The sequence below is a fragment of the Trichocoleus sp. FACHB-40 genome (assembly GCF_014695915.1).
GTDB classification, from domain to species: Bacteria; Cyanobacteriota; Cyanobacteriia; order Cyanobacteriales; family FACHB-T130; genus Funiculus; species Funiculus sociatus.
The window spans coordinates 249,179-261,582 of record NZ_JACJPF010000036.1; the positions used below are offsets into that span (position 1 = coordinate 249,179).

7 protein-coding genes are annotated in these 12,404 nt (G+C 46.0%); 2 read left to right on the top strand and 5 right to left on the bottom strand.

From position 1 onward, the window contains the following. The first annotated feature begins 148 nt into the window (after positions 1–148). Positions 149–6,658, top strand: coding sequence for a CHAT domain-containing protein (locus tag H6F63_RS05740; RefSeq protein ID WP_190635593.1), 6,510 nt, complete (start codon positions 149–151; stop codon positions 6,656–6,658). Positions 6,659–6,828: 170 nt separating this feature from the next. On the opposite strand, the gene H6F63_RS05745 is transcribed toward H6F63_RS05740, so the two are convergent. The 5 genes from H6F63_RS05745 to H6F63_RS05765 form a co-directional block, all read right to left on the bottom strand. Beyond that, a complete protein-coding gene (locus H6F63_RS05745) occupies positions 6,829–7,788 on the bottom strand; it encodes a PhoH family protein (protein WP_190451751.1) in 960 nt (319 codons plus the stop codon). Between the two features lie 295 nt (positions 7,789–8,083). Next, positions 8,084–8,539: a KH domain-containing protein gene (locus tag H6F63_RS05750; RefSeq protein ID WP_190451749.1), complete on the bottom strand. Its 456-nt coding sequence runs from the start codon at positions 8,537–8,539 to the stop codon at positions 8,084–8,086. Beyond that, on the bottom strand, positions 8,502–8,762 hold the full coding sequence (gene rpsP, locus H6F63_RS05755; protein WP_190419211.1) for a 30S ribosomal protein S16: 261 nt from the start codon (positions 8,760–8,762) through the stop codon (positions 8,502–8,504). Before rpsP ends, H6F63_RS05750 begins: the two co-directional genes overlap by 38 nt. 163 nt (positions 8,763–8,925) lie before the next feature. Continuing rightward, positions 8,926–10,377: a signal recognition particle protein gene (gene ffh / locus H6F63_RS05760; protein ID WP_190419209.1), complete on the bottom strand. Its 1,452-nt coding sequence runs from the start codon at positions 10,375–10,377 to the stop codon at positions 8,926–8,928. Between the two features lie 730 nt (positions 10,378–11,107). After that, entirely contained in the window at positions 11,108–11,488 is a 381-nt protein-coding gene (locus H6F63_RS05765) for a histidine kinase (protein WP_190435334.1), read from the bottom strand. 346 nt (positions 11,489–11,834) lie between these two features. On the opposite strand from H6F63_RS05765, the gene H6F63_RS05770 reads away from it, so the two are divergent. After that, positions 11,835–12,035 carry a hypothetical protein gene (locus H6F63_RS05770; RefSeq protein WP_190419205.1) on the top strand — a complete coding sequence of 67 codons (201 nt, stop codon included), beginning with the start codon at positions 11,835–11,837 and terminating at the stop codon, positions 12,033–12,035. Positions 12,036–12,404: the final 369 nt, after the last annotated feature.

A 12,404-nucleotide genomic window follows, 5' to 3' on the forward strand; every position in this document is an offset into this window, starting at 1 on the left:
TCTTAAGTTTTCTTAAGAATCTGTTAAAGACAGAGTGTTAGCCTATCTGCGGATTCCTTGTAACTCCAGGCAAAACAGTCATTACAGACAAATAAAATTTGTCCTCGTGTTTAAGCATACAAAATCATTTAGGGAAAATCTTATCTATATGGTTGATGCACACACCAAGACAAAAAGCAATACTAACATTTTGCATCATTCTCAACAAAAGGAGCCAAAGCCTCTCTTGTCCCATTTCCAGTTTTTGACTGGGAATCAGAAGAATGCTGAAGGCGATCGCATTCGGTGGGCAATACCCGCCCTACTACTAGGAATGCTGTTACCAATATCAGCACAGGCACAGTCTATTATCCCAGCTACAGACGGCACAGGCACGGTTAGTATACCCAATGGCGATGTCCTAAAAGGACAACCTTCGGTTCGCTTCGACATTACTGGCGGCACTCTCTCCCAGGATGGGGCGAACCTTTTCCACAGTTTCAGCCAATTCGGTCTGAGTGAGAACCAAATTGCCAATTTTCTCTCTAATCCATCTATTCAAAATATCTTGGGGCGTGTCAACGGCGGCAACCCTTCGATTATTAATGGTCTTATTCAAGTTACTGGCGGCAACTCCAACTTATTCTTGATGAACCCAGCAGGCATAGTTTTTGGTGCCAATGCCCAGCTAAACGTGCCTGCATCTTTTACCGCTATCACCGCCACTGGTATTGGTTTTGGTGACAATTGGTTTAAGGCTGTCGGGGCGAATAACTACGCTGCTTTAGTCGGGACACCCAGCACCTTTGCTTTTTCGGTCGCACAGCCGGGAGCAATTGTCAATGCAGGTCAATTGGGTGTTAATTCAGGACAGAATTTAACTTTATTAGGCGGCACTGTAGTTAATACCGGGCAGTTGTCGGCACCGGGAGGTAATATCACCGTAGCCGGGGTGCCTGGTGAAAATATGGTGCGCCTCTCTCAAGCTGGACATCTCCTGAGTTTGGAGGTGGGGACTGGGGACGGGGGGCCAGGGGCGGGGAATCCTAATCCCTTATCTTTACCCCAGTTGCTGACGGGTTCTGGTTTGGAGAATGCTACGGGATTGACGGTTAATAGTAATGGAGAAGTGCGGCTGACGGGTTCTGGCGTTCAAGTGCCAGAAGCAGGGGGGGTAGCGATCGCATCTGGCACTCTAAATGTATCTGGTGCCACTGGTGGCACAATACAAGTTTTGGGCGACAAGGTGGGGTTAATTGGTGCCAATATCAACGCCTCTGGAACTAATGGCGGCGGAAATGTGCTAATTGGCGGCGATTATCAGGGTAAAGGTACAGTACCGAATGCCTCTGCAACTTACGTCAGTCCCGACTCGCTGATTAATGCCAACGCTGACAACAATGGTAATGGTGGGCGCGTCATTGTATGGTCTGATAACGTTACTAGATTTTATGGCAATATCAGCGCTCGTGGCGGTGCTAACTTTGGTGACGGTGGCTTTGTTGAAGTCTCTGGTAAAGAGTTTCTAGATTTTAACGGTGGGGTGAATGTCTCTGCAATTAAGGGCAAAGATGGGACAATACTCCTCGATCCCAGAGATATTATTATTGAGCCTGATGACTCAAACCCTGATAAGAATGCCGAAGTAGCGGACAGCCAAATTGTTTTTATTGATGGTGGTGTTGCTGATTTCCAAATTGATGATACAGCCCTAACTGCTCTAACTGGTAATATTTTCCTGCAAGCGCAACGCGATATTATCGTGCAACCTTTTACTTCACCGATAGTGTTTACTAATCAAACATTAGGTGAGGCAATCACTTTTCAAGCAGGTAGAGATATTCGCATCAACAGAGGTATTAGCACAGCAGGAGGTTCTATAGATTTGAGTGCCGGACAAGATATAATTGTCACTCAAAATATTTTCACTTCTTCAGCTATAGGAGGCGGAGTTATTCGCCTTAACAGTGTCAACGGCTCTATTGATACCAGTTCAGCTATTCTTCAGTCAAGCAGTAACAATGGTGCTGGCGGAGAGATTACCATCAATTCTACAAAGGGTACTGTTACTACTGGTGTTATAAATTCTTCCTCTTCGTCGCTCAGCGCGAATGGCGGTGTAGTTACTATTCAAGCTGCTGGCAACATTCTTACAAATACCATTGATTCCCGTTCACTGTCCGGTGCGACAAGTGGGGAAGTTCGCATTACTAGCGGAGGTGGCATTCAACTCGGAGGTTTTATTCAAGCATCTGGTAATTTAGCAACTGGTAACGGAGGTGATATTACTCTACAAGCTGCTGGTGATATTGATATAAATACAAACCAAATTCTGGCGAATGCACCTGTTAATGGCGGAGATATTACTGTTAACAGTAGCAATGGACGAATTTTGATGAGTAGTGGTGGTTCGCTGGTATCCAGCACTTCCACAGGGTTAGCTGGCAAGATTGATGTATCTGCAAAAAATAATATTACTATTGCTCAACTAAACTCAGCTTCTACGGCTGGTACTGGCGGTGAAATTAAGGTGACAAGTACGCAGGGAAGTATTGATTCTCTGCAATTATTATCTGACTCTGTTAGTGGTAATGCAGGCGCGATCGCTCTAACTGCTGCTAACGGCATTAATGCTAACTTTACGAACTCCAGCACTCAAGGAGGGGGTACAGCAGGAGACATTACTTTTACAACCAGTAATGGCAATATTATTACAGGAGATATGTTCTCCAGAGCAGAAGTTAATTCGGGAACCGCTGGTAATGCTGGAAAAATCCAACTAACAGCAAATAATGGCAGCATTACTACCACTAATCTTAGATCCTACTCTAGTATTTCTTCTGGTTCGGGCAATGCTGGAAATGGTGCTGCTGTCATTCTCAATGCTGCTAATGGTATTACCGTAAATGGTTTGCTGCAAAGTGGTTCTCGCGTTGCTGCTACTGGCAATGCTGGGAATGGTGGTGATGCAATTCTTACAACTACCAATGGGGATATTAATATAAAAGATGCTTTGCAAACCAATGCTGAAACGGCTTCTGGAAATGCGGGAAATGCTGGCAACATTAGGCTGAATGCTACTAATGGCAACATAACCACCAATCTTGTACAAGCTTATGTTAAGGCTACTGGTACTGGGGGGAATGGAGGCGCGATCGCGCTTTTTTCCAACACAGGTGACATCACTACAGACGCTATTACCTTTGGTTCCAATTTGTCTAGTGGTGTAGATAACCCTTTGAATATCAATACTGCTGGTATCGTTAACATTAACGGTGCTATAAATAACAATGGTGCAGATATCTCTATTGGCGATATTGCTGCGCCTAAAGAAGTTAACTTAAATCTATCTACAGAGACTTTAGCTACCTCTGGCGGGGATATCTTTATCAAGAGTTCGCAAGAACTGAATATTTTAAAAAATCTAGATACTGATGGCGGTAATATTACTCTTGGCGGGAACAGAATTGATACTACCGCAGTTACTTTAGATTCCAGCAGTCTGACTGGCGATGGGGGAAAAATTGAACTTTCTGCAACTAGCGACATTACCACTGGTGCTGTAAATTCTGCTGCTGTTGTTTCAGGCAATGCAGGCGATATTATTTTCACGAGTAATCAAGGACAAATCAATTCTCAAGGTGAGTTAAATTCAACTTCTACTTCAGGAAATGGGGGAAAAATTCAACTTTCCGCAACTAGGGACATTACTACAACAAACTTAAATTCTGCTGCTAGTGGTGCTGGCGATGCAGGTGAGATTAATCTCATTAGCACTCAAGGAGCAATTAATACTCAAGGCGCGTTAAATTCTAGTTCTGTTTCTGGCAGTGGGGGGAAAATTGAAATTGCTGCTAATAACAACATTACCACGGCAAAAATTGACTCTTTCTCTGTTAATGGCACGGGAGCAAATATCAATGTCAATAGCACGGCGGGAGCAATTAACACAACCGGAGAATTGAAAACAGCTTCTGGTGGAAATGGGGGTGCGATCGCGCTTTCAGCATTTGGCGATATTACTACAGATAAACTATCTTCTTACTCTCTTGTTTCTGGCAATGCGGGTAATATTACCCTCAGCAGCCAAACTGGAAATATCAACAGCGGAAATTTTGATGCTGATGCTGATAATGGTACTGGCGGCGAAATTAAGCTTTCTGCTAATAACAACATTACCACTGGTGAATTAAATTTTGGTTCTATCGCCGGACTTGGCGGCGGTGCCTTGACAATTGATACTTCTGGGGTGGTAAATTTCACTGGAAATATTACCGCTCAGGGAGCTGATACTGTGGTAGGAAATGATATTAAACCAAGCAATATTTTGCTACCAAACAGTATCAGCACCAGTGGCGGAGATTTTACCCTGAACTTTGCCAGTAATGCGAATTTGTTGAGTTCTGTTAGCACTGATGGCGGAAATTTTGAGCTGAAGAGTCCGGGCGCGATCGCTATTTCCGGTACACTACAGACGCAGGGCGGCAAAATCACTCTCTCAGGCGCAACTATTGACACTAAGCAAGGCACTATTAACTCTAGTAGCGCTACGAATGGCGGAGAAATTGACTTTCAAGCCAGCGGAGATATTCTTACAGGCTCTCTCGATTCCAGTACAGCAGGAATTGGCGGTAAAATTACGCTTACAAGCGATCGCGGTGCCGTAGAAACCGAAAATCTCACTTCAAAAGGGACAACCCGTGGCGGGGATATCACCATTTCTGCACTTAACCAGGTGATTACTGGCAATCTAGACTCTAGTGCCTCTTCAGGCGATGGCGGTAAGATTACCCTCACCAGCACCAGAGACGCCGTACAAAGCGGTAATCTAACATCTTCAGGATTGAGTAGTGGTGGGAAAGTCACTGTTTCTGCACGTTCGCGCATTCAGACTGGCGCGATAAACTCTAGTGCAACTGTGGGAGACGGTGGCGATGTCACCCTCGATCCGGAAAATGACATCCAAGTTGTCTCAATTAACTCCCAAGGTGGCACCCAAGGCAAGGGGGGCGATGTTGATATCACCACAGGGCGATTTTTCCGGGCGACTGACTCTTTCACAGATCAAAATGGTACACAAGCCAGCATTTCCACTGCTGGTGGTGCAGGGAATGGTGACATCACCATCCGACACGCTGGGGGATTCGTCGATACTCCCTTTGTCGTCGGAGATGCTAGCGTCAACGGCACAGCAGGGGCCATTACCAGTGGAAATGATACGATACAGCCGCAGCAATCTTTTTCCGGTACGTACACTCAGGGCGATATTAACATCCTTACTTTTACACCAGATGCAAGGACGGCAACAACTTTTCTCGACTTCCAACTTCAGCCATTACCAACACTATCCGCCAGCATTGATAACCTCAGCCCAGTTTTAGATAATTCTGGTATTTCTGCCTTGGAGAAGGCTTTTACCAACCAGTTTGAAAATTATATGGGTATTGAGGATACCTCGATCAAAAATCTGGAAGATGCTCAGAAGACAGTTCGTAATATTGAAGCAGCAACAGGCGTAAAACCAGCGCTGATTTATATTGTATTTTTGCCTGCAAGCGTTGCATCCGAGGAGGAAAATTGTAGAAGCGTTAGATGCAACGTTTCTACAATTCAAAATTCCCAAGATCAGCTGGAATTGATTCTGGTAACGGGGAAAGGGGAACCGATTCGTAAGAAAATACCTTCAGCTATGCGATCGCAAGTCCTCAAAACTGCTCTTGCCTTCAGCACCGAAGTAAGCAACGTACAAAGCAGTCGTCAGAAATACCTTCCTCTGGGTCAGCAACTTTATCAGTGGCTAATAGCCCCCTTGGAAGCAGATTTAAAAGCACGAGGCATTCAGAATCTAGTATTCATCACGGATATGGGGCTGCGTTCTGTACCTCTGGCTGCTCTCCACGATGGTCAAAAATTTCTCGTAGAACGCTACAGCGTCGGTCTGATGCCCAGTCTCAGCTTAACCGATACCCGTTACCGAAATATCAAAGATACGGAAGTTCTGGCGATGGGGGCGGCGAAATTTCAGAACAAACCTGCTTTACCTGCTGTACCTGCGGAGTTGTCGTTCATCACCTGTACAGCCAAAGAAAGTAGCGATCGCCCTTGCTGGAGTGGTAAATCTTTCCTAGACGAAGGTTTTACTCTAAGTAATCTTAAGACGCAACGCGGTGAACGCCCTTTTGGGATTGTACACCTGGCAACCCATGCAGAATTTAAGTCTGGCTCACTGAGCAATTCTTACATTCAGCTATGGGACACTCAGCTGAGATTGGATAGTTTGGGACAAATGGGCTGGAATAACCCACCAGTGGATTTGTTAGTGCTGAGTGCGTGTCGAACGGCAATTGGGGATGAAGAAGCTGAGTTGGGGTTTGCAGGGTTGGCGGTGCAGGCGGGAGTGAAGTCGGCGCTAGCAAGTCTGTGGTATGTGTCCGATGAAGGTACTTTGGGATTAATGACAGGCTTCTACAACGAATTAAAAAAAGCCCCAATCAAAGCGGAGGCGCTACGTCAGGTGCAGGTAGCGATGTTAAAAGGGGAGTTACGTGTAGAGGAAAACCAATTGCTTAGTCCTGATGGGAAAATACCTCTACCACCGACTCTGGGAAATTTCTCAAATCAACAGTTTACCCATCCTTACTACTGGGCGGCTTTTACGATGATTGGCAACCCTTGGTAATCGGATTATGACCCAATACGGTTCACTTAAAAATAGTTGTATAGCAATCCTATTTGAGTTGTGAGCCAGCCCTTCAGATCCCCGACTTCTTAGAGAAGTCGGGGATCTCGCCTTCACGAATCATTGAGGATAATTTGGGCTGAATGCCAGTAGCAACAAATTATTGACTATTACTTTGCTTCGTGCTGTTCGTAAGCTGATACAATTCTCTCAACTAAGGGATGGCGAATGACATCTGTTTTGGAGAGATAGCAGAAGGAAATACCTTCAACTGACTGGAGGATTTTCTGAGCAACAGCTAATCCTGACTGTTGATGTCCAGGTAAATCTGTCTGGGTGATGTCGCCTGTAACAACCATCCGGGAACGGAAACCAAGCCGAGTCAGAACCATTTTCATCTGCGCTGGTGTGGTGTTCTGGGCTTCATCAACAATCACAAAAGAATTGTTGAGGGTACGACCGCGCATATAAGCTAGGGGTGCGACTTCGATAACGCCGCGTTCCATCAAACTAGGAATTTTCTCTGCGTCGATGAATTCATATAAGGCATCGTAGAGGGGGCGCAGAAATGGATCGATTTTCTGCTGTAAATCCCCAGGCAGAAATCCTAATTTTTCGCCTGCTTCTACTGCTGGACGTGTTAGGATGAGCCGTTCGTACTGATCGCTAAGCAGCGCCTGAACTGCTAAAACTGCTGCTAGGTAGGTTTTACCTGTGCCTGCTGGCCCGATGCAGAAGGTAAGGTCGTTGGTGCGTACTGCTTGGATATACTGCCACTGGGGGAAAGTTTTGGCGCGGATTTCTTCGCCGCGACGGTTTCGGGCTAGAACTTCCTCTTGCATGGCTTGCATTTCGTCAGTGCGTCCAGTATCCACGGCGTAGGCGGCGGTGCGGATATCGACTTTGGTGATCCGCTTTCCGTCTTTCCAGAACGGTTTAAGGCTTCGCACTAACTCATAGCAACGGTCTACTTGTTGCTGGGTTCCAGAAATTATCAGTTCTTGTCCGCGCAACACTATAGTTGCACCTGTAGACTTTGCTAGGGCTTTGAGGTTTTCTTCCCGATCTCCCGCGAGGGCGATCGCACTATTTGTACTCGGTAGTTGTACTGTCTTAAAGGCCTCTATCATTTATATATTTATGTGAAAGAACGCCCGATTTATCGCTTTGCAGCTCCCAGCTTGGGCGTCCCAAAAAAAAGGCAATCATGTAATCTAAAAGGCAAAAGCCAAAAGAAAGAACTTGTAGGTTTTGATACTTTTTGCTTCATATCGGTCAAAAAACCACGATGAAGTATCGTTATTCAATCCCCCAGCTTTAGACATTGGATATTCTTTTTGCTTTTGCCCTTTTACTTTTGACAGATGAGTAGGTTCTGCTCATCTCCCCATCAAAGCTAAACGCGATCGCTTGAGCGTTTGACTTTTAATTGGTGCGGGATTTGGAAGAAGGTATTGGGGCAGACGGGCGACGGGGTGGATCTTTCTTGGGGCCTTCTCGGTTTTCCGGGGGAGTTTCAAGCGATCGCGCCGGACTTCCATAAATATCTAGATGTACAGATTGTCCAGCAGCAAGGGCAGCCGCTTCAATTACTGTCCGAATTGCCTGAATATTCCGCCCCCCTCGACCAAATACTCGTCCCTTATCCTCACCTTCAAAGGCAACCCTCAGCCAGGCTCGCGTGTTGCCTTGTGACATTTCACAGTCTACGCTCAGCGACTTTGGCGACTCTAAAAAGGGCTGCACCAAAAAATTCACCAGAGCGGCATAATCCGGTTGTACTCCCCCACGAGGGGACGTTCCTACTGGTTTGATGGTTGGAGTTGGTTTACCCAACCCGTTCTCATGAGGTGGCTCTTGCACTGGATTGTTCAAGGACATTAGCTTTTTGCAGAATCCGACGCACAGTTTCTGTGGGCTGCGCTCCTTCTTTGAGTCGCTTGGTTATGGCAGGCTCGTCCAACCTTACTTCATCGGTTCTGGGGTTGTAGAAGCCCAGTTCTTCCAGGGGACGACCATCCCGGCGGGAGGTGCTATGCACCGCTACAATCCGATAGCTAACTTCCCGCTTTTTGCCGAATCGCTTTAATCTCAGTTTGACCATGTTGATGAAGAATGCTCCTTATTGGATTTTAAGCTATTAGCCAGATCCACTTATGAGTAACGAGTTTTGAACTTACAATTATAACTCATAATTCATCGCCCGTTCTCTGTTTCCCTCGTTAAGAGTCTCTGACTCTTAACGAGAAACTGCTAATTTTTAACTTTTAGAGAGTGCCGAAGCCTTTCTTCTTCTTCTCCTTTTTCTTTTTCTTGCCTGGGTTTCCTGCCGAGTAGCCGCGCCAACCGGGTTGAGAAGGCTGATTACCGCCGCCCATGCCGCCCATGCCGCCGCCCATCATTCCGGGCATACCGGGGAAGCCGCCCATACTCATTTGCTGCATGGCTGTTCTCATTTTTGTGAAATCAGTTACCAGCTTGCTCACATCTGATTCTAGATAGCCAGCACCACGGGCAATCCGGCGACGGCGACTGGGAGACTTGGCTAATAAATCCGGGTTGGTGCGCTCCTGTTTGGTCATGGAATTAATCATTGCTTCCGTCCGCTTTAGCTGAGTTTCTCCCTGCTTGAGCTGTTCGTCGGAAATCTTGTTCATCCCCGGAATCATCTTGAGGAGTCCCCCCAGAGATCCCATATTCTTCAAGAGCCGCATCTGCTTGAGGAAGTCGCTAAAGTCAAACTTAGCCGAGAGCATTTTCTCCTGCATCTTCTCGGCATCTGCCAGGTCGATTTCCTCTTGGGCTTTCTCCACGAAGCCGATAACGTCTCCCATGCCCAAAATCCGGGAAGCCATCCGGTCAGGATAAAAAGGTTGCAGGGCTTCGACCTTTTCACCCACGCCGACAAATTTAATCGGCTGTCCAGAAATCTGCCTTACAGAAAGCGCCGCACCGCCACGACTGTCGCCATCTAGCTTGGTAAGGATGGCACCAGTAATGCCAATCTGTTCGTGGAAAGTACGGGTGAGATTTGCTGCTTCTTGCCCGGTCATGGCATCCACCACCAGCAACGTTTCGTGCGGCTGGACGGTTTGCTTGATTTTGGCTAATTCAGCCATCATGTCTTGGTCAATTTGGAGGCGACCAGCAGTGTCAATAATTACCGTGTCTACACCGTCTGCCTTAGCTTGTGCGACACCTTGCCGCGCAATTTCGACTGGGTTCGCGTCTGTACCAAGTTCAAACACTGGCACGTCAATCTGTTTGCCCAACGTCACGAGCTGGTCAATGGCTGCGGGACGATAGATATCTGTTGCTACCAGTAAGGTACTGCGATTTTGCTTGCGGAGATACAAAGCTAGCTTTGCCGTAGCTGTGGTTTTACCTGTTCCCTGCAAGCCAGCCATCAAGACGATGGTGGGAGGCTTATCGGCTGAGGCGATGGGAACATTGGTTTCTCCCATTACTTGCACCAGCTCATCGTAAACAATTTTGATGAACTGCTGGTCGGGGCGGACTCCTGAGATTACCTCAGCACCTTGCGCCTTGGCTTCGACATCGGCGATAAAATTTTTGACTACCTGGAGATTGACATCCCCTTCCAGCAATGCGCGACGAACTTCTCGCAGCGCATCTTGGATATTGGATTGGGAAATTTTGTCCTGACCCCGTAGTGTTTTCCAGGCAGATTCTAGGCGTTCAGCAAGTGCGTCAAACATATTATTTGTATTTTTTGGTTTAGATAATTATCCTGCTTATCAAAGTGATGAGGATTAAGTGGTAGAGGAACTCAGGGTAGAGAGGATTATTAATTGCCAATTACCCATTGCCAATTACTCATTTGATAACTGCTCCCGAAAGCGCTGTGAAAGGGCATTGGTTATATTAACCAATTTTTGTTTAAAAAAAATGCGATCGCAATATTCTAAGTGGATCTTTGTCAGAGGGGTTGGACACCCTCTGGGAAGACAGTATCATTTGTGTAAATTAAAACGATTACATAACCTGGAATTGTGGAGAACATTGAAACTAAGATCGGCTGGTTGTGTCTTAGAGCTGAAACTGTGGTAGTTTTAACCCCTATCTATACAGGGTAATCGTTTTCGCGCTTGTCTGTGATGCGGCTTCAAGCTTGAGTTTGACTCATATCAACCAGACTTCCACTACTTCTTATTAGTAACCAGAAGCCTTTTGTAAACGCCGACATTGAAACGGGAAGGGTACAGACGGTGCCAGGGATCACTGAAAGCCAGTTTGCCCGCGTGTGGGCCGAAGCAGTAGCTTAAAAGGGAAAAAGGCAGAAGAAAGCGGAAAGATTCTTTCTTTTGCCTTTTTTTGCCCTTTTTTGAGACTCACAACTTACTTTAGCCTAGCCATATCTCGTTTCAAGCCAGAGGCGATCGCAGTGCTTAGCTTTTCAAGAGGGTTGCGATCGCATAAAAGCTTTTCCTAGGAAGCGCTCAGCACCGAGTCTGGACGACAGGCTTTAAGCCCCAGAGCGGGATTATGACGATAGGAAGCTTCTGGAACCCAGACATTGACACTGCGATCCAAAGATACGCAGTAGATATATCCCACATCCTGAGCAAACTTCATCCCTACTCGCAAGTTAGAAAAATCGTCTTCACACATCTCGTAGCCGAAACGCACCAGAATCTGAGCCGCTAAGCACTCAGGCGTATCGCTGTTTTCTCCACAGGTTTCTCGTTCTTGCCAAAACTTATCTAGAAATCGCTTGAGAATGGGTAAAACCTTGTTAGGGCTACCATTCCGGCTGGCATAGATGATGACAGGGTTGCCCTCTACGAGAATATGACACGATGTAAGCATTTTTTTATTTCCTAGTCAGTTATATCTTCTGGACTGAGCTACAGAGTCGATTTCTTCCCAATGTTATGTCTTTAGCCTACCTATCTGAAGTATTAAATCAAACTTTTGGAGGATGTAGGAGTTTCAGATTTGTCGGTGGCTCGTCAAATTCTACAGCCTTTGCCTGCCGACCAGTATCGGCTATGCAAAATCTGAATCGGGATGCTACCCGATCCCAAAATTATTTGTGAATTTTTGTTTAAAAAGCCGTTTTGTAAATTTAGATACAGAATTTTCTGTTATATTGAATAAGTAAGGAAAACAAACGACCTTCAAACATCACTTAAGCAACACGGAGAAACCTGGTATGTCTACTCAAGAACAAGCTCGCGCCCTAATGATGCGTCATCATCACATCATCAAGAATCGTCAGCAGTCCATGCTAGGTCGCACAGCAGCTGAAGTTGGTATGGATGTTGAAGGATCTGAATACTGGAACCACATTCAGGGACAGCCTCATCCCAGCTTCCGCGCCAGCTATGACCGCAGCAATGCTTCGCTGAGCTAGGTTTATTGCAATTAATCGGCTAGAGTCCGTTTTGGATAGTGGTGTAACAATTCAATGAGGCTTTCCAAAGCCTGTGAATAAATGAATCGATTTGAATCAGGGCGTTCTTCAAGCTGAAGAATGCCCTGAAGCTTTTTGAGCGTAGTTGGGGAGCCACCCTTATGCGTGGATTAAGAGCGCACGAGAGTGCGTGGCTGTTGAAGAATTTTATTTTACCTATGCGTTTTGGGTTAAATTCTCAAACCACCTTGGTAGGCAGAAATGTTGAATCTAGATACAAAACTTTACATAGTCGAATAGACTCTTCCTATCTAAGAGCTTTGAGTTAACATTTAGTTAACTTAGTCATCCAGTGTACATAGCTGATTT

Coding starts and splice junctions, on each gene's coding strand:
- H6F63_RS05765 (WP_190435334.1), bottom strand. CDS start 11,488: ATGCTTACATCGTGTCATATTCTCGTAGAGGGCAACCCTGTCATCATC.
- H6F63_RS05770 (WP_190419205.1), top strand. CDS start 11,835: ATGTCTACTCAAGAACAAGCTCGCGCCCTAATGATGCGTCATCATCAC.
- H6F63_RS05740 (WP_190635593.1), top strand. CDS start 149: ATGGTTGATGCACACACCAAGACAAAAAGCAATACTAACATTTTGCAT.
- rpsP (WP_190419211.1), bottom strand. CDS start 8,762: ATGGTCAAACTGAGATTAAAGCGATTCGGCAAAAAGCGGGAAGTTAGC.
- H6F63_RS05750 (WP_190451749.1), bottom strand. CDS start 8,539: ATGTCCTTGAACAATCCAGTGCAAGAGCCACCTCATGAGAACGGGTTG.
- ffh (WP_190419209.1), bottom strand. CDS start 10,377: ATGTTTGACGCACTTGCTGAACGCCTAGAATCTGCCTGGAAAACACTA.
- H6F63_RS05745 (WP_190451751.1), bottom strand. CDS start 7,788: ATGATAGAGGCCTTTAAGACAGTACAACTACCGAGTACAAATAGTGCG.